Annotated in this window: 16 protein-coding genes; 8 read left to right on the top strand and 8 right to left on the bottom strand. The window is 32.7% G+C overall.

Annotated elements, in window-relative coordinates:
- The first annotated feature begins 27 nt into the window (after nt 1-27).
- A complete protein-coding gene (locus tag CAP47_RS04225) occupies nt 28-1,803 on the top strand; it encodes an AMP-dependent synthetase/ligase (protein WP_100775536.1) in 1,776 nt (591 codons plus the stop codon).
- Between the two features lie 4 nt (nt 1,804-1,807).
- Here the strand turns inward: CAP47_RS04225 and CAP47_RS04230 are convergent, their stop codons facing one another.
- Nucleotides 1,808-3,220, bottom strand: coding sequence for a TlpA family protein disulfide reductase (locus CAP47_RS04230; protein WP_100775537.1), 1,413 nt, complete (start codon nt 3,218-3,220; stop codon nt 1,808-1,810).
- 139 nt (nt 3,221-3,359) lie between these two features.
- Between CAP47_RS04230 and CAP47_RS04235 the strand changes: the two genes are divergently transcribed.
- Entirely contained in the window at nt 3,360-4,982 is a 1,623-nt protein-coding gene (locus CAP47_RS04235; protein ID WP_100775538.1) for an ABC-F family ATP-binding cassette domain-containing protein, read from the top strand.
- 78 nt (nt 4,983-5,060) lie between these two features.
- Here the strand turns inward: CAP47_RS04235 and carB are convergent, their stop codons facing one another.
- Together carB and rpmH are read right to left on the bottom strand one after the other, a co-directional pair.
- Entirely contained in the window at nt 5,061-7,913 is a 2,853-nt protein-coding gene (gene carB / locus CAP47_RS04240; protein ID WP_100775539.1) for a carbamoyl-phosphate synthase large subunit, read from the bottom strand.
- Nucleotides 7,914-8,005: 92 nt separating this feature from the next.
- Nucleotides 8,006-8,167, bottom strand: a complete 162-nt coding sequence (gene rpmH, locus CAP47_RS04245) for a 50S ribosomal protein L34 (protein ID WP_093239703.1) — start codon at nt 8,165-8,167, stop codon at nt 8,006-8,008.
- 135 nt (nt 8,168-8,302) lie between these two features.
- Between rpmH and CAP47_RS04250 the strand changes: the two genes are divergently transcribed.
- The gene (locus CAP47_RS04250; RefSeq protein ID WP_100775540.1) at nt 8,303-8,818 is read left to right on the top strand and encodes a hypothetical protein; all 516 of its coding nucleotides are present in this window, start codon (nt 8,303-8,305) and stop codon (nt 8,816-8,818) included.
- Nucleotides 8,819-9,149: 331 nt separating this feature from the next.
- Nucleotides 9,150-9,854, top strand: a complete 705-nt coding sequence (locus tag CAP47_RS04255) for a TlpA family protein disulfide reductase (RefSeq protein WP_100775541.1) — start codon at nt 9,150-9,152, stop codon at nt 9,852-9,854.
- On the opposite strand, the gene CAP47_RS04260 is transcribed toward CAP47_RS04255, so the two are convergent.
- Genes CAP47_RS04260 through CAP47_RS04270 form a run of 3 tightly spaced genes read right to left on the bottom strand, consistent with a single transcriptional unit; the run spans nt 9,823 to nt 11,798 of the window.
- A complete protein-coding gene (locus CAP47_RS04260) occupies nt 9,823-10,188 on the bottom strand; it encodes a sulfite exporter TauE/SafE family protein (protein ID WP_100775542.1) in 366 nt (121 codons plus the stop codon). The two genes, CAP47_RS04255 and CAP47_RS04260, sit on opposite strands and share 32 nt — an antisense overlap.
- Before the next feature lie 5 nt (nt 10,189-10,193).
- A complete protein-coding gene (locus CAP47_RS04265; RefSeq protein ID WP_410523959.1) occupies nt 10,194-11,141 on the bottom strand; it encodes a lytic transglycosylase domain-containing protein in 948 nt (315 codons plus the stop codon).
- A gap of 6 nt (nt 11,142-11,147) precedes the next feature.
- A complete protein-coding gene (locus CAP47_RS04270) occupies nt 11,148-11,798 on the bottom strand; it encodes an alpha/beta hydrolase (protein WP_238140948.1) in 651 nt (216 codons plus the stop codon).
- 152 nt (nt 11,799-11,950) lie between these two features.
- Between CAP47_RS04270 and CAP47_RS04275 the strand changes: the two genes are divergently transcribed.
- Nucleotides 11,951-12,199 carry an N-acetyltransferase gene (locus tag CAP47_RS04275; protein WP_238140950.1) on the top strand — a complete coding sequence of 83 codons (249 nt, stop codon included), beginning with the start codon at nt 11,951-11,953 and terminating at the stop codon, nt 12,197-12,199.
- Here CAP47_RS04275 and mtaB read toward each other — a convergent pair.
- On the bottom strand, nt 12,196-13,524 hold the full coding sequence (gene mtaB / locus CAP47_RS04280; RefSeq protein ID WP_100775544.1) for a tRNA (N(6)-L-threonylcarbamoyladenosine(37)-C(2))-methylthiotransferase MtaB: 1,329 nt from the start codon (nt 13,522-13,524) through the stop codon (nt 12,196-12,198). The genes CAP47_RS04275 and mtaB overlap by 4 nt on opposite strands.
- Before the next feature lie 148 nt (nt 13,525-13,672).
- On the opposite strand from mtaB, the gene CAP47_RS04285 reads away from it, so the two are divergent.
- The 3 genes from CAP47_RS04285 to CAP47_RS04295 are packed head-to-tail and all read left to right on the top strand — an operon-like array spanning nt 13,673 to nt 17,131.
- Nucleotides 13,673-15,274, top strand: coding sequence for an ABC transporter substrate-binding protein (locus tag CAP47_RS04285; RefSeq protein ID WP_317042686.1), 1,602 nt, complete (start codon nt 13,673-13,675; stop codon nt 15,272-15,274).
- A complete protein-coding gene (rmuC, locus tag CAP47_RS04290; protein WP_100775545.1) occupies nt 15,274-16,593 on the top strand; it encodes a DNA recombination protein RmuC in 1,320 nt (439 codons plus the stop codon). Before CAP47_RS04285 ends, rmuC begins: the two co-directional genes overlap by 1 nt.
- Entirely contained in the window at nt 16,586-17,131 is a 546-nt protein-coding gene (locus CAP47_RS04295) for an acyl-CoA thioesterase (RefSeq protein ID WP_192869942.1), read from the top strand. Before rmuC ends, CAP47_RS04295 begins: the two co-directional genes overlap by 8 nt.
- 1 nt (nt 17,132) lies before the next feature.
- On the opposite strand, the gene CAP47_RS04300 is transcribed toward CAP47_RS04295, so the two are convergent.
- The gene (locus tag CAP47_RS04300; protein WP_100775547.1) at nt 17,133-17,840 is read right to left on the bottom strand and encodes a DUF4294 domain-containing protein; all 708 of its coding nucleotides are present in this window, start codon (nt 17,838-17,840) and stop codon (nt 17,133-17,135) included.
- Between the last annotated feature and the right edge of the window lie 78 nt (nt 17,841-17,918).

A 17,918-nucleotide genomic window follows, 5' to 3' on the forward strand; every position in this document is an offset into this window, starting at 1 on the left:
TTTTGCAGGGTACAAAACTTAAGATTAATGAAAAACATTAAACGTCTTTTTGACTTTCCATATTATCAGTTAGAAAACTATGAGCTTGAAGAAGCCTTAGTGACTAAATATGATGGAAAATGGATTGCAACGTCAACACGTTCATATATAGATCAAGCGAATCAAATCAGTAGAGGTTTATTAAAAATGGGAGTTAATGCAAATGATAAAGTTGCTTTAATTTCATCAACAAACCGTACTGAATGGAATATCATGGATATTGGCATCATGCAATTAGGGGCTCAAAACGTTCCTATTTATCCAACAATTTCAGAAGAAGACTATGCCTATATTTTAAATCATAGTGAATCAAAATATTGCTTTGTTTCCGATAAAGAAGTTTATGACAAAGTGATGGCAATTAAAGATCAGGTTCCATTATTAAAAGAAGTTTTCACCTTTAATGACATCAAAAACACTAAAAACTGGAAGGAAGTTTTAGAGCTTGGAAAAAATGACAGCAGACAAGCTGAAGTTGAAGCCTTAAAAGCAAAAGTTACCGAAGATGATGTGGCGACAATTATCTACACATCAGGAACAACTGGAAGACCTAAAGGTGTTTTGCTCTCTCATAAAAACATAGCGAGTAATGCAATTAACAGTTCCACACGTTTGCCCTTTGAGACTGGTAAAGCAAGAGCTTTAAGCTTCTTGCCCATTTGCCACATTTACGAAAGAATGTTGCATTATCTATATCAAGCTAATGGTGTCAGTATTCACTTTGCTGAATCTATAGAAGCTATTAGTGATAACCTTAAAGAGGTGAAGCCAGACGTGATGTCTGCAGTTCCGCGTTTATTAGAAAAAGTTTACGATAAAATTATTGCTAAAGGTTCTGACTTATCTGGTATAAAAAAAGCACTTTTCTTTTGGGCTGTAGATTTAGGTTTAAAATACAAACCTTATGGTCAAAATGGATGGTGGTATGAGTTTAAGCTCAACATCGCAAATAAGTTAATCTTTAGTAAATGGCAAGAAGCTCTTGGAGGAAATCTAAGCGTTATTGCTTCAGGAAGTGCTGCTTTACAACCGCGATTAGCCAGAGTTTTTAATGCTGCAAATATTCGTGTTATGGAAGGCTATGGTTTAACAGAAACTTCACCGGTTATTGCGGTAAACGACATGAGAGATCATGGCTTTAGAATCGGTACAGTCGGCAAACCAATTCCTGAAACAATCGTTAAAATTGCTGATGATGGTGAAATTTTAGTCAAAGGTCCTCAGGTGATGAAATCTTATTATAAAGATGAAGAGAAAACTAACGAGGCTCTCGTCGATGGTTTTTTCCATACTGGTGACATAGGTGAAATTGATAATGATGGTTTCTTAAAAATTACCGATCGTAAAAAAGAAATGTTCAAAACCTCTGGCGGAAAGTATGTAGCTCCACAAATCTTAGAAAATACAATGAAGCAATCTCGTTTTATTGAACAGATCATGGTGGTTGGTGAAGGTGAAAAAATGCCAGCTGCTTTTATACAACCAAATTTTGAATTTGTTATAGAATGGGCAGAGCGTAAAGAAATTAATTTGGGGGATACACCTCAAGAAATCGTTTTAAATAAAGATTTAATCAGCCGAATTGAAGAAGAAGTTATTTACTATAACAAGAAGTTTGGCAACTGGGAACAAATTAAAAAATTTGAATTAACTGGTGAAATTTGGACAATTGAAGATGGACATTTAACACCTACATTAAAACTAAAAAGAAGAAATATTAAAGAAAGATACTTGAATCTTTACAATAAAATCTACGGTTATTAATCAATTATTGATTAACCAACTCTAATAAATTAGATTCTATTTTATTACTTGAGAAGGGGATATTACTTTTTGTGATATGCCCTTTTTTATTGATTAAAAACATACGATTAATATGATTCACAATAAATCTAACTTCTCGGTTTTCTGCATTAGGTTTTAGCAACAACTTGTATTCTTTGGACTTATCGATTCCAAATTTTTTGAGTCTTTGCTTCCATAATTCTGCACTTTCTGTGTCAAAATTTAAACCTATAAATTTTATTTCAGGATACTTTTTTTGAAGGTTTTTCACCTTATTAACCTGATAATTTCTATATGCAGGTGAATGAAAAGACCAAGAGGATATCGCTAAAGGCTTGTTTTTAATGAGTTCGCTCACTGTGATTGTATCGAGTTCAGATGTCACTAATTTTTGATCACCTAAGTAACGATTTTCAAGGAAATTCTTTTGTATTTTAGTTGAAGCTAAGAGATCTTTTTTAATCTCATCAGATAGGTTGCAATTTTTGATTAAAGATTTAGTGTCTTCTAATTGATTTTCATTTTTAGAAAATAAAATTTCTTCTTTAACAAAGCGTTTATAAAAACGATTCCGAATCACATCATTTGTGAACAATTCATCTGCGATAGTTAGACGCTTTTTAACATTTTTAAAGCTGTTAATTTTAAAGCAATCCACATCATTTTCATCACAGTCCTCAATAGACTTATTTTTTAGATAATTATCTAAAAATCTTAAATACCCAAAATGATTTAATAATTCATCATCATTAAAATCAATCGTATCTCTATAATTGAAGAAATCATCACTAAAATCTTTTTTACGTTCTTTGAAATACTTTTGAATTAAAAAAGCATAACGCTCTCTCATATCATAAAATTCGTAAACAATACTTTTTTTAGCGATACGGTTGAAGTAATCAGAAAAATCATAATGTTGATTCAGATCTTCAAGTGAACTCAAACGCATTTGTCTGATAGAATCAGTTTTAAAAGAAAAATCTGAAGGTTTGACTTTGTAATATTTTAAAATCAGGTTATCGTTCTTTTCATTCATCAAATACATATTGATGAGAAAGTTGTTCTCTGCTGCTGATGATCCTCCAAAAGCTAAAGATTCATCAAAAGCCTTCATATTTACCCTAAAAACAAGACTGTCGTTAGGTTTTAAATAAATCAGTTGCCATTCAGGGACGTGGTGAAAAGTATAAATACCTTCTTCTTCAATATTTATAGAGTCAGAAAAACGGTTGTTAGAATCAATCTTTATATGCTTTATCAGTTCGCCGTCTTTACTAATAGATACAACACTATCAAGCGGATGAATCACTTCACCACCTATGTAGGTCATTTCATTTTCAGTTTTTGTACAGCCTGCAATAAAACTGATAAAAACTAAAGACAATAAAATTCGCATAAGATTTAATCCTGTTGGTCCCGCACAAATATATATTTAGCAAAACTATTTTGATGTTAAGCAGTCGTTAAAAGCTATATTTTGAGTCCTTTATAATGTGGATTAATATGCTTACTTTTGCAAAAAAATTAAAATAACTATGCTTACAGTTTCTAATTTGTCTGTTCAGTTTGGCAAACGCATTTTGTTTGATGAAGTCAACACGTCTTTTACTGATGGCAACTGCTACGGTATTATTGGTGCAAATGGCGCCGGGAAATCGACTTTTCTAAAAATCCTATCAGGTCAAAACGAGCCGACTTCTGGACATGTTCACCTTGAACCTGGTAAACGTATGTCAGTACTAGAACAAGACCACAGTATCTATGATGAATACAACGTTTTGGAAACCGTCATTATGGGAAATAAACCTTTGTATAAAATCAAAAAAGAAATGGATGAGATTTATGCAAAAGAAGATTTTGGTGATGCTGATGGTGAGCGTGTTGGTGTTCTTCAAGTTGACTTTGAAGAAATGGACGGCTGGAATGCTGAAAGTAATGCCGCCTCTCTCCTATCAAACTTAGGTATTGATGCAAGTATTCACTACACACACGTTAAAGATTTAGATGGTAAGCAAAAAGTACGTGTTCTATTAGCAAAAGCAATTTTTGGTAATCCTGATGTGCTTATCATGGATGAACCGACTAACGACCTGGATTATGAAACAATCACGTGGTTAGAAAATTTTTTAGCTAATTTTGATAATACTGTTATTGTTGTTTCTCACGACAGACACTTTTTAGATGCTGTTTGTACACATATTTCTGATATTGATTTTGGTAAAATCACACACTACAGCGGGAATTATACTTTCTGGCATGAGTCATCTCAATTAGCTGCGAAACAGCGTGCACAACAAAACAAAAAAGCTGAAGAAAAGAAGAAGGAACTTCAACAATTTATTGAACGTTTTAGTGCAAACGTTGCTAAATCTAAGCAAGCGACATCCCGTAAGAAAATGTTGGATAAGTTAGATTTTAAAAATATTAAGCCTTCAAGTCGTCGATATCCTGCAATTATTTTTGAAAAAGATCGTGAAGTTGGAGATCAGATTCTTCACGCTGAAAACCTTTCTGCGAATATTGATGGCGAAGTTTTATTCTCAAAAGTTGACATCAACTTAACTAAAGGAGATAAAGTTATTTTGTATTCAAAAGATTCAAGAGCAACAACAGCTTTATACGAGATCATCAACGGAAAACAAGAACCAGATACTGGCAAATATCAATGGGGCGTGACTACCTCTCAATCATATTTACCAAATGATAACAGCGAGTTTTTTGATAATAAACTTTCTTTAGTTGATTGGTTAAGACAATGGGCACAAACTGAAGAAGAACGTGAGGAAGTTTACATCCGTGGATTTTTAGGGAAAATGCTTTTCAGTGGTGATGAAGCCTTAAAAACTTCTGATGTTTTATCTGGTGGTGAAAAAGTAAGATGTATGCTCAGCAGAATGATGATGATGAGAGCTAATGTTTTGATTCTTGATGAACCAACCAACCACCTTGATCTTGAATCGATTACTGCTTTTAACAACTCTCTCAAGAACTTTAAAGGTAATATTATTATGACAACGCACGACCATCAGTTTGCTCAAACAGTCGCTAATCGTGTTATAGAGATTACACCTAAAGGCGTTATCGATAAGCATAGTACTTTCGACGATTACATGTCAGATCCTAAAATTAAAGAACAAAGAGAAAAAATGTACGCTTAATTTTATCGGATTTTTTATAAAGCTTAAAAGGCTGCTTTTATCAAAAAGCAGCCTTTTTTAATAGATATAATTCAGTTATTATTTACTTAAATACATGCGTCTTTTTGCATAAAGATTATAAAAATCATCATCTCGTAAACTATCGATAAATAAAATACTTTCTCCTGTACTTTTCATTTCAGGACCTAGTTGCTTATTCACATTATGAAATTTATCGAAAGAAAAAACTGGTTGTTTTATCGCGTAACCTTCTAATTGTGGGTTAAAATCAAAATCTTTCACCTTTGCATGACCCAACATCACTTTAGTTGCAAAGTTAACATAAGGTTCGCCATAAGCTTTTGCGATAAAAGGAACTGTACGAGAAGCTCTTGGGTTTGCTTCAATAATAAAGACCTCATCATTTTTCACGGCAAATTGAATGTTGATTAACCCAACTGTATTTAAAGCAAGAGCGATTTTACGCGTGTGATCTTTGATTTGTTCAATCACTAAGTTTCCTAAATTAAAGGGAGGTAATGTTGCGTTTGAGTCACCTGAATGAATTCCGCAAGGTTCAATATGCTCCATTATTCCGATAATGTAAACATCTTCACCATCACATATTGCATCAGCTTCTGCTTCAATAGCACCATCTAAATAATGATCTAAAAGAAGTTTGTTATTTGGAATTTTACTTAACAAATCGACAACATGCGCTTCTAATTCTTTTTTGTTGATCACAATTTTCATCCCTTGACCACCTAAAACATAAGAAGGTCTAACAAGAATTGGAAAGTCTAATTCATCAGAAAGTTTTAATGCTTGGTCTGCAGTTTCAGCAACACCAAACTCTGGATAAGGAATATTATTTTCTTTTAACAAAGTTGAGAAACTCCCTCTATCTTCAGCTAAATCCAAAGATTCATAACTTGTTCCTATGATATTTATACCGTATCTGTCTAATTTTTCTGCTAATTTAAGCGCTGTTTGTCCACCCAATTGAACGATCACACCATCAGGTTTTTCATGCCTGATGATATCATAAATATGTTCCCAAAAAACAGGTTCAAAATAAAGTTTATCCGCAATATCAAAGTCGGTAGAAACTGTTTCTGGGTTACAGTTAATCATGATAGTTTCGTAACCACACTCTGAAGCAGCAAGCACACCATGAACACAGCAATAATCAAATTCTATTCCTTGGCCAATTCGGTTTGGTCCAGATCCTAGAACAATAATTTTTTTCTTGTCCGAAACTTCACTTTCATTTTCAACATAAATTTCTCCATCAGCTGTTTCTATCTCTGCTTCAAAGGTTGAATAATAGTAAGGTGTTTGTGCCTCAAATTCTGCAGCACAAGTATCAACAAGTTTATAAACGCGATTAATATTGAGGTTACTTCGTTTATTATAAACTTCACTTTCTAAACAATTCAACATGTGTGCGATTTGTCTATCAGCAAAACCTTTTTGTTTCGCTTCAAGTAAAAGTGGCTTTTGAAGTGTTTCAATGGTAAACTTTTCTATTTCTTTTTCTAAAAAATGAAGTTCTTCATATTGTTTTAAGAACCACATGTCAATTTTAGTGATTTCATGAATTCGACTGAGAGGAATTCCCATTTGAATGGCATCATAAATGACAAAAACTCTATCCCAACTTGCAAATTCAAGTTTTTCTAAAATTTGGTTATAATCTTTGTAACCTTTTCCATCTGCACCTAAGCCATTTCGTTTGATTTCAAGTGACTGTGTTGCTTTGTGTAAGGCTTCTTGAAAAGAACGACCGATTCCCATCACCTCGCCGACAGCTTTCATCTGTAAACCTAAAGTTCGATCGGAACCTTCAAATTTATCAAAATTCCATCGTGGAATTTTAACAATAACGTAATCTAAAGTTGGCTCGAAGTAAGCTGAAGTTGTTTTGGTAATTTGGTTTTCAAGCTCATCTAAGTGATAGCCTATTGCGAGTTTTGTCGCAATTTTAGCAATTGGATAACCTGTTGCCTTAGACGCTAATGCGGAAGAACGAGAAACTCTAGGGTTAATTTCAATAGCGATGATATCCTCATTTTCATCAGGGCTTACTGCAAATTGCACATTACAACCTCCAGCAAAATCTCCAATACTTCGCATCATTTTGATAGCCATATCACGCATGCGTTGATATGTTTTATCGCTTAAGGTCATTGCTGGTGCGACAGTAATTGAGTCACCTGTATGGATTCCCATCGGATCCATGTTCTCAATGCTACAAATAATAGTTACATTATCATTGGCATCACGTAATAACTCAAGCTCATATTCTTTCCAACCTAATAAAGCTTTATCGATTAAAACTTCATGTATCGGTGAAGCTTCAAGTCCACGATGAAGAAGTTTTTCAAACTGATCTTCAGTATGCACAAAAGAAGCGCCTGTACCGCCAAGTGTAAAAGACGCTCGAATAACTAGAGGAAAACCAAATTCTTGAGCAACTTCTTTTCCTTCAAGGTAAGAAGTTACAGTTTTTGAAGGTGCCACAGGGATATCGATTTTCTGCATGAGTTTTCTGAACTCTTCTCGATCTTCGGTAATATTAATCGCATCAATATCGACACCAATAAGCTTGACATCAAAATCTTTCCATATCCCTTTTTCGTCAGCTTCGATACAAAGATTTAATGCAGTTTGTCCTCCCATTGTTGGTAAAACAGCATCAATTTCTGGATGTAATTTAAGAATTTCAATAATCGACTTAGTCGTTAATGGCTTAAGATAAACGTGATCTGCCATTGTTGGATCAGTCATTATAGTTGCTGGGTTTGAGTTGATCAATATCGTTTTGATACCGTCTTCTCTAAGCGATCTTAAGGATTGTGATCCTGAGTAATCAAATTCGCAAGCTTGACCAATAACAATTGGACCAGAACCAATAAGTAAAACGTTTTTTAGATCGTGATTTTTAGGCATAATAATGGGCGTTGAAATTTCATTAAATTGTATAAAAAAAGGTGTTGCTTTTAAAAAACAACACCTTTAAAATATGATTAAGTGATCATAAATTATCTTTTTCTCATGCTTAATTCAGATGACACAGATAATCTTTTTCTACCTTTTGCTCTTCTTCTTGAAAGAACCTTTCTTCCATTCTTAGAAGCCATTCTCTCTCTAAAACCATGTTTGTTCTTACGTTTTCTTTTCGAAGGTTGGAAAGTTCTTTTCATTATCTTTATGTTTTATTAATCTTAGTATTTATTTTATCGCGTGCAAATATACAATAAAACCTTTTTTAAGCAAACTTGTACTTAAAGATTTTCTCATTCTTTTTTGTAAATTTGCAAATTGACTAAAACTTAAACATGTTCAATAAAAATTTAAAACTCATTATCGCCGGATTGATTATTGCATTTGGTATTTACCAAATCACTGAATCGTTTATTGGTAACGGCATTTCGCTTATTTTATTCTCAGGAATTTTCATCTTTCTTTATTTTAAAAATGAAATGATTCTTTTGGCATTTTTAAGATTGCGTAAGCAAGATTTTGAAGGTGCCAAAAAATGGCTCGACCGCATCAAAAATCCTGAAAAGGCACTTACTCAAAAGCAATTAGGCTATTACAATTATTTACACGGTTTGATGCTTTCACAAAAAAATATGACTCAAGCCGAAAAGTATTTCAAAAAAGCGATTAAACTTGGTTTGTCAATGGATCATGATTTAGCGATGGCTAAACTCAACTTAGCAGGGATTGCTATGACAAAACGTAGAAAAAGAGAAGCGCAAATGCTTCTTAAGGAAGCTAAAAAGCTTGATAAAAATGGTATGATGACAGACCAAATCAGAATGATGAAACAACAGATGAAAAAAATCTAAAAATTTGCTTTTCTGAAACTCATTGGTGTTTGTTCAAAACACCTTTTAAAAACTTGAGGTAGAGTTAAAACATAAATCAATTGTGATATCTTGAATTTTAAGATCCATATTGATAAGTAGGTTTTCCACTTTCTCAAGTTTTTTTATTATATATTGTCGAAGTGTTGGACATATCCATATTATACGAGAAAAAAATTATATCCAGAACTCTATCTTAATCTGAAATAAGTATTAAAATTACTATTAATCTTAAGTTCAATAGATTAAATCTGTATTATATAGCTTTGAGTTATCATTTTTTCCTAAATTTACAAATAACCAACCAAAACTAATGCTAAAACTATTCTCTATATTATTTCTATTTTTTCAATTATCTTATGCACAAGATGATCAATCAAGCTTAGATGATTTTGTTTTTGAAAACGTACTTGCCAATCATAGAGAGTTTGATTACAAAATCCACAATGCATACCTCAATCAAGATTACGATAAGGTAGAAAAAATATTTAGAGATTTTATCGAAGATAATCTTCATAATAAAATCATGAATGATTTCACTTGGAATAAATTTAGGTCTAAATATAAATCTCTTTATGACATTGATCTTCCTATTTATTTAATGACCAGAAGTTCATGGTCGCTTCCTAATATTGGCGAAATACCAGCAATTAATAGATTAGCCAAAAAGTACAAAAAAGAAATTAAATTTGTTGTTTTGTTTTGGGATAATAAGCAAAAAATGAAAAAGCAAGGACGCAGATACTCACGCCATGTCAATGTAGTTTATATTGATGAAATGCAAAATAAAGACGCTTATACTATCAAAGCATTAAAACATGTTTTAGGAGTTCCAACTTCTTTTGTTATAAATAAAAATAAGCTTGTTATGGATGTTGACCGACCAGTTGCAACACCTTTTCACATTGAAGAAAGTCAAGCAAAACAAACTTGTGTTGAATCAATAGAAGAGAAAATTAATCATGCCTTTGATAGTTCTTATAAACTTATTTCTGAAAAATCATCCGCAGACCGATAATAAGCATCAAAGCGCCAAATAAACGCTTTAAAAGAGACTCACTAATTGTCACTGCCAATTTGGATCCTAAATAACCTCCCACAACAAAAAATATCGCCATAACTAAGGCATACTTCCAATTGACATGACCTTCTTGGTAATAATTATAAGCGGCTGCAAAAGTAACTGGTACTGCTAACACAGCTAAACTTGTCCCTTGAGCTTCTTGTTGAGAGCCTAATAACAGAAGTAGTAAAGGCACCATAATAACGCCGCCTCCTACACCAAATATCCCACTCATGAAACCACTCAAAAGACCAAATAAAATCAAGAAAAACAAAAATGAAGCTGACATAAAGTTTATTTTAAAAGTGGGATTTTAATTTCATAATTTTTACGAGAAGCATTGTTCAAATGCGTATCTCTCAACCATGTATTGTAATTTTTAAAAGTTTTGTAAGATAAATTGTAGTTCTTAGCAAAGTCAGCAAAATCTGAAATAACTGTATCAACTTCAACAATCTTTGTTGGTATCAATTCATAAAGGTCTTCCTTCTTATAATGATAGCCATAATCACTAGGGTCTGTCATAATTGTTTTGATTGCCAAAATTCTGAAAACATAACGCCTTGTTTCTTCATTAAGAAGTAAATCATAATAATTATCTGTTTTCTGACGCTCCATTTGCCTGCTAATTCCTGACATGCCTCTATTATAAGATGCTGCAGCTAAGCTCCATGTTCCAAATTTTTCTTTAGCTTTTTTAAGATATTGACAAGCTGCTCGTGTTGATTTTTCAATATGGTAACGCTCATCAACATTACTATTAATTTCAAGCCCGTATTCGCGTCCCGTTTGAGAAAGTATTTGCCAAAAACCTGTTGCTCCAGCTGGTGAAACAACTTGTGTTAAACCACTTTCAGCAACGGCTAAGTATTTGAAATCTTCTGGCACACCTTCTTCTTTGAGGATAGGTTCAATTAACGGAAAATATTTGTGCGCTCTTTTAATCAACAATAAAGCATTTGATTGCCAATATGTATTGACTAAAAGTTCTCTATCAAGTCTTTCATGGATGTCTGGATCATCAAGCGGTACATTTTCACCTGCAAATTTAATCTGATGAGGCACCTTTAATGCAAAGACATTGTAATCTTCTTTAAAAGATTTCTGTAGCTCTTCTTTTTTTGTTCTTTGCTCTTTTACACTAGTTTGCGTGAAACTGGTGACGCCTAAATAAGCTATAAATAGAAGCGCAAGTGCTCCTGTTAATTTTAGTGCTTGATTAAAAATTTTTGTCATTGACATAATTTATTATTTTAGTAATTCTGGCAAATGCTCATTAAACCATTTGTAACGGTTAAGTATCATTATATGTGTTCCTCCTTTAATAGTGATACAATTTGTGATATTTTTAATAGGAAAAACGATGTCCTCATCTCCTTGTATGTGAATTAAATCTTCGTCTGGCACTGCATTTTTCCAATTTAGAATTTTATCAATTGACCAATCTAAATAAGTTTTATTATTCATCACCATATAATTTTTATAAAGCTCAATTCTTTTACGAATCGTATTCCCCACTGGTAAACGTTCTATCTGGTCTAAATAATTGAGTAAACCCGTTGGCAATATTTTATAAAAACTTGTATCACGTGCTAAATTCATATGAGTTGGCAACTCGGTATGAGATTTTACACTTGAAATAATGATTACTTTTTTGACGTTCAAAAATTTTTTCATTTCCTGAACTAAAATTCCCCCAAAAGAAACACCAATTAAGATAATATTTTCATGATTAACATCTTTAGCCATACGCTGAGCATAATCTTCAAGAGACTCGTCTACCTCTGGTAATTTCCAACTCAACCAATGCATTTCAAAATGCTTTTCTGGTAATTTTATTCTTTCAAAAATCCTTGGACTGGCAGCCATTCCAGGCATAAAATAAACATGTGTCAGCATAAAATCTGCATCTTATATTCCTTCTTACAAAGCTACGATTTAAACTTAATATGTTGTATTTTTATAGTGGATTTTCTAATGATACAATACCAATTATAATGAAAAATCAAAACTCAATATTAAGAAAAAATGAATTTCAAAGACAATTTGAAATGGAGACTGAAAAAGGTCTTATCTCTCTTGAATATCAAGAACATGCAAGACAAATTTTTTTAACAAAATTAAATTTACCCTCTGAATTTGACGATCAAAACTTAGTTGACCAGTTCTTAAAAGAAGTGTTGAGTACTTTTGATGATGAGCGCATCAGTGTGATGCCAACATCTCCAGAAGTTGCTAAATTTTTCAAAAAAAACAGAAACAAATATAAAAATTTGCTTCCAGCCGGAATCTCTATCTAAACAGAAACTTCTTCATGCACAAAACTGCACTTCACTAAACCGTCTTCTGCAATTTCGTCAAGTCTAATTTCATGTAGAGTATTGACTAATTCAGGATTCCAAGGCGTTTTTATTTTAACATAATTCTCTGTAAAACCGTGAATATAACCTTTGATATTTTCGCCTTCAAAAAGAACTTCGTGTGTTTTCCCGATTTGATTTTCGTAAAAAGAACGACGCTTTTTAGCCGACAAACCTCTTAACATTTTACTTCTTTTTTTACGCTTTGCATTAGAGACAACACCATCCATTTCTGCAGCTAAAGTGTTTTCTCTTTCAGAATAAGTAAAAACGTGTAAATAAGAAATATCAAGTTCGTTTAAGAAATTGTAGGCTTCTAAGAAATGTTCATCCGTTTCACCAGGAAAACCAACAATGACATCAACACCAATACAGGCATCAGGCATCAAAGATTTAATCTGCTCAACGCGATCAACATAAAGTTCACGCATGTAACGACGTTTCATTTTCTTTAATAAATCATTGCTTCCACTTTGTAAAGGAATATGAAAATGCGGAACAAATTTCTTGCTATTCGCAACAAAATCAATGGTTTCATTTTTCAACAGATTTGGCTCAATTGAAGAAATTCTCAAACGCTCAATCCCGTCAACTGCTTCAAGACCTTTCACCAAATCAAGGAAAGTGTGCTCATGCTTTTTGTTGCCAAATTCGCCTTTTCCGTAATCACCAATATTTACACCTGTCAGAACGATTTCTTTGATGTCTTGATCAGAAATATCCTTTGCGTTTTTAAGAACATTTTCTAGCTTATCTGAACGTGAAATACCACGAGCCAAAGGAATTGTGCAATACGTACATTTATAATCGCAACCATCTTGTACTTTTAAGAAAGCTCTCGTCCGATCGCCTATTGAATAAGAACCGACATAAAAATCAGCTTCATCAATTTCACATGAATGCACCTCGCCAAAATCATTTTTACTTAAATCGTTGATGTAATCTGTGATTTTGAATTTTTCAGTTGCTCCTAAGACCAAATCGACACCATCAACAGCAGCAAGCTCTTCTGGCTTAAGTTGTGCATAGCAACCAATCCCGATAATAAAAGCATTTTCATTTACTTTTTGTGCTTGACGCACAATGGTTTTAAAACGCTTATCAGCATTTTCAGTTACGCTACACGTGTTGATCACGACAATATCAGCAGGCTTACCAAAATCTGTTTTAGTGTATCCTTTATCTTCAAATTGTCTTGATATTGTTGATGTTTCTGAGAAATTTAACTTACATCCTAATGTATAAAAAGCGACTTTTTTCTGCATGATATCCGATTCTTCAGGTCTCTAAAAAACTTTTTTTATGCGAAATTCAGATTAGATTTTATCGCAAACTCACTGCCGCGGTGCGTTAATCTTCTTTATATTCGCATTAGAATTTGCAAATATACCAACTAAAATCTGTTTTACTAAATTGAAAGAAAGGCTTCTACATTTTTTTATTATAATTTTCATTGCAACAGCTTTATTTTCATGCACTTCAAATCAAAAAGAAGAACGTGACCACATGGTCTTTCGCTATAATGAACATGCCAACATCACGTCATTAGATCCTGCTTTTGCTAAAGATCAACGAAATATTTGGGCTTGCGAACAACTGTACAACACTTTAGTCAGATTGGATAATGAGCTAAATATTCAACCAGATATAGCTAAAAGCTGGACGATTTCTGAAGATGCTAAAACCTATCGTTTCAACTTAAGAGATGATGTTTTTTTTCATCAAAACAAAATTTTTGGAAGAGACTCAACACGTCAACTTGTTGCGAAAGATGTTGTTTACAGCCTCAATCGACTAACCGACCCTAAAGTTTCTTCCCCAGGAAGCTGGATTCTAGAAAAAGTAAAACACATCAAAGCGATTGATGAATCGACTATTGTAATTGAACTTAAAGAAGCTTTTCCTGCATTTCTAGGGACTTTAAGTATGAAGTATTGTAGTATTCTACCTCAAGAAGCCGATGGAATTAACCTTAGAAAAAATCCAATTGGCACTGGTCCTTTTAAATTTAAACGTTGGATTGAAAATGAAAAATTAGTTTTCAGAAAAAATGAACTTTATTTTGAAACTGATAAGAATGGAGAGCAACTTCCCTATTTAGAAGCTGTTGCGATTACTTTTCTACCAGATAAACAAAGTGAGTTTATGGCTTTTGTTCAAGGAAAAATAGACTTCCTAAGTGGTCTTGATCCGAGTTATAAAGATGAGTTACTGACAAATACTGGCCAGTTACAAAAGCAATATCAGGATGATATCGTTCTAGATAAATCACCTTATTTAAACACAGAATATTTAGGATTTAATATGGAAAGTGAATCACCTGAAATACAATCCATTGATTTCAGGCGTGCCGTCAATTACGCTTTTGATAGAACTAAAATGATCAAATATCTGCGAAACGGCATTGGCAGACCTGCACATCACGGCTTTATTCCTGAAGGTTTACCGGGTTTTGAACAAATAGAAGCTTTTACTTATCAGCCTCAGAAAGCAAAAAAATTATTGGAAAAATTCAAAAACGAATCTGGTATAAAAAGACCTCAACTTCAAATCACAACCAATGCAAATTATTTAGATTTAGTTGAATACATTCAAAAATCACTTGAAGATATCGGGATTCAAGTTGCGATTGAAGTTTTGCCTCCGTCAACAATTCGACAGCAAAGATCGGCAGGTCAACTCGATTTATTTCGTGCCAGTTGGATTGCTGATTATCCTGATGCTGAAAATTATTTAGGTTTATTTTATTCACCTCAAAAAGCGCCAAAAGGGCCAAATTATACCTTTTTTGAAAATGCAGAATTTGATTCTATTTTCGAAAAAAGTCAGACAACCACAACCGACAGTTTAAGATATCAGATGTATACAAAACTCGATCAATTAATTATTGAAGAAAGTCCGATTATTCCTCTATATTACGATGAAGTCACACGGTTTTATCAAAAAAACATCGAAGGCTTAAAAATGAATCCTATTAATTTATTGGTTTTAAAAACCGTTAAAAAAACAAAATAATGGAAGTTCTTATTTTCAGTGGTGTCGCCATATTATTTGCTTTGATAGGAATCTTTATTGGACAAAAATTTCAAAAGAACAAGCTTTCAACTGAAGTCAAATTGCTTAAAGATCAAAATGAACAATTAAAGCACAATGCTATTCAAGAAAGAGAAAGTTTGCAAGGTAAAATAGATGAAATCATTCAGAAAAAGAATGATTCAGAAATACTTTTAGAACGGAAAAATGTTGAGAATGAAAATTTGAACGAAAAACTCCTTCATCAAAAAAATGATTTAGAACAACTTCAAGAAAAATTTAAAACAGATTTTGAGAATTTAGCCAATAAAATTTTAGAACAAAAATCAGCCAAATTCACATCACTTAATAAAGATAATATCTCTCAAATTTTGAATCCTCTTAAAGAACGAATTCAAGATTTTGAAAATAAAGTTGATAAGAATAATCTAGATTTCTTGAAAACGCATTCAGAATTAGGTGAAAAACTCAAAAACCTGAATGACTTGAATCGGAAAATCAGCCAAGATGCAGAAAATCTAACCAAAGCACTTAAAGGTGACAACAAAGCTCAAGGCAATTGGGGTGAGCTTATTTTAGAAAGAGTTCTCGAAAAATCTGGACTCGTAAAAGGTGAAGAATATGAGGTACAGCAAAGTTTTGAGGATGAAACAGGCAAGCGTTATTTACCTGATGTTGTCATCAATTTACCTAACAAAAAGCAGATGGTGATTGACTCGAAAGTTTCATTGATCGATTATGAAAAATATGCCAATTCAACAGATAAAAAAGAAAAAACAGAGCATTTAAGAGCGCATTTAAAATCATTAAAAACGCATTTAAAACAACTCAGCGAAAAAAAATATGAGAATTTAGGTCAGCGCCACTCACCAGATTTTGTATTGATGTTTATTCCTATTGAACCTGCTTTATATCTGGCTCAAAATGAAGATCCTGCATTTTTTTATTCAGCTTTTGATCAAAATATTTTATTAGTCAGTCCAACAACATTACTTTCAACCTTGAGAACTGTTGAAACCATTTGGAAAAATGAAAAACAGCAACAAAACGCAAATGAAATTGCTAAACATGCTGGAAATCTCTATGATAAATTCAGCCTATTGCTCAACGAATTAGAAAGCATTGGAAGACGAATCAAATCAACTGACGCGGCTTACCAAAATGCTTTAAAGAAATTAACTGGAAATCAAAATCTGGTCAAGGATGTAAAAAAACTCAAAGAATTAGGCGTTTCAACATCAAAAAATATAGATTCAGATTGGATTCCAAATGCCCAAAACCAAAAATTAAATCATGATTGATTACAAACACTCATCAGATTCAGAAGTCACAATTTCACAATTAATGCTGCCATCACATTCTAATTTTGGCGGAAAAATACATGGTGGATTTATACTTTCACTTTTGGATCAAATCGCTTTTGCTTGTGCCTCAAAACATTCAGGAAATTATTGTGTTACCGCCAGTGTAGATCGTGTAGATTTTTTAAATCCTGTTGAAGTTGGAGAGCTTTTAACATTAAAATCTTCTGTTAACTATGTCGGCAAAACATCAATGGTTGTTGGTGTTCGTGTGGAAGCAGAAAACATTCAAACAGGCGTCAAAAAACATTGTAACTCATCTTATTTTACAATGGTTGCTAAAGATGGAAACGGAAAATCAACAAAAGTGCCTGGTTTAATTCTTAAAAACGAAAATGACATTCGTCGTTTTATCAAAAACATCAAAAGACGTGAATTTAGAAATGAGCACGATGAAACTTTTGATGATTTTGAAGTTGATCTTAAAGCTCATTTAGACATACTTGAAAAGCACAATACAAAAATAAAGTTGGATTAAATTAATCTGATATTTGAGGTATAATAAGACTTCTCTGTTGTTCGTTAGCTTCCCATTGATTAAACAATTCAAAAAAGTCAATAGGCTGATCAGGATCTTGAGATTCTAGGGAACCATTTTGAAAAGCTTGCATCAATATATTTTCGATGTAAAAATCCTCTTTAACTTCAAAGGGTCTGTATGTTTCTTTTAAAGATATACTGAATAAGCTTGCTGTTGTATTGTACCAAAAGGCACGCCAGCCAGAGCGGAGTTCTCGCACCATCTCAAAAGTGGAAACACCTACTTGTCTATGCATCAATTTGACTAAGATTTGACCTTCAGTTTTTGTTAGATTTTTAAGTTCTTCACTAAATTCATCTTCAATATACTTCTGAATCATCTTGGTATATTTACGTTTTTTTCGTTTAGACTCAATACGTTCAAGACGACTATTTAGGCTATCTAATCTTTGCGATGCAAGTACAGCATAAGGCCAAACACGTTTTACTTTTCGTCTTAAAATTAAGTATTGATGAATTTCAGTTCTGTCTGATAAACTTAATTTAGGGTAAATAATAACTTCATCAAGTTCAATAGAACTTCTAGGAATACTATCCATTCCCATAATGTAAAATTGCTTCTGCTCTTCAGGTTCAAGAATCGTGTCTTGCGCATTCGAAGAATAAAAACTAAATATTATACAAAAAAGAAATAAGGAATATTTCATAGTTAGATTGCATCCAAAGTTGTACCAAAATTAAGTTTTTATAAAGGAAATAGTCCTAAATTCTTTTCTAAATTCGCA

It is taken from the genome of Psychroflexus sp. S27, assembly GCF_002810405.1.
GTDB lineage: Bacteria > Bacteroidota > Bacteroidia > Flavobacteriales > Flavobacteriaceae > Psychroflexus > Psychroflexus halocasei_A.

Excerpts from the sequence above, each read along its gene's own strand:
- CAP47_RS04235 (WP_100775538.1), top strand. The coding sequence starts at position 3,360 with ATGCTTACAGTTTCTAATTTGTCTGTTCAGTTTGGCAAACGCATTTTG.
- rmuC (WP_100775545.1), top strand. The coding sequence starts at position 15,274 with ATGGAAGTTCTTATTTTCAGTGGTGTCGCCATATTATTTGCTTTGATA.
- CAP47_RS04270 (WP_238140948.1), bottom strand. The coding sequence starts at position 11,798 with ATGCTGACACATGTTTATTTTATGCCTGGAATGGCTGCCAGTCCAAGG.
- CAP47_RS04225 (WP_100775536.1), top strand. The coding sequence starts at position 28 with ATGAAAAACATTAAACGTCTTTTTGACTTTCCATATTATCAGTTAGAA.
- rpmH (WP_093239703.1), bottom strand. The coding sequence starts at position 8,167 with ATGAAAAGAACTTTCCAACCTTCGAAAAGAAAACGTAAGAACAAACAT.
- CAP47_RS04265 (WP_410523959.1), bottom strand. The coding sequence starts at position 11,141 with ATGTCAATGACAAAAATTTTTAATCAAGCACTAAAATTAACAGGAGCA.
- mtaB (WP_100775544.1), bottom strand. The coding sequence starts at position 13,524 with ATGCAGAAAAAAGTCGCTTTTTATACATTAGGATGTAAGTTAAATTTC.
- CAP47_RS04260 (WP_100775542.1), bottom strand. The coding sequence starts at position 10,188 with ATGTCAGCTTCATTTTTGTTTTTCTTGATTTTATTTGGTCTTTTGAGT.
- CAP47_RS04255 (WP_100775541.1), top strand. The coding sequence starts at position 9,150 with ATGCTAAAACTATTCTCTATATTATTTCTATTTTTTCAATTATCTTAT.
- CAP47_RS04300 (WP_100775547.1), bottom strand. The coding sequence starts at position 17,840 with ATGAAATATTCCTTATTTCTTTTTTGTATAATATTTAGTTTTTATTCT.
- carB (WP_100775539.1), bottom strand. The coding sequence starts at position 7,913 with ATGCCTAAAAATCACGATCTAAAAAACGTTTTACTTATTGGTTCTGGT.
- CAP47_RS04250 (WP_100775540.1), top strand. The coding sequence starts at position 8,303 with ATGTTCAATAAAAATTTAAAACTCATTATCGCCGGATTGATTATTGCA.
- CAP47_RS04275 (WP_238140950.1), top strand. The coding sequence starts at position 11,951 with ATGGAGACTGAAAAAGGTCTTATCTCTCTTGAATATCAAGAACATGCA.
- CAP47_RS04295 (WP_192869942.1), top strand. The coding sequence starts at position 16,586 with ATGATTGATTACAAACACTCATCAGATTCAGAAGTCACAATTTCACAA.
- CAP47_RS04230 (WP_100775537.1), bottom strand. The coding sequence starts at position 3,220 with ATGCGAATTTTATTGTCTTTAGTTTTTATCAGTTTTATTGCAGGCTGT.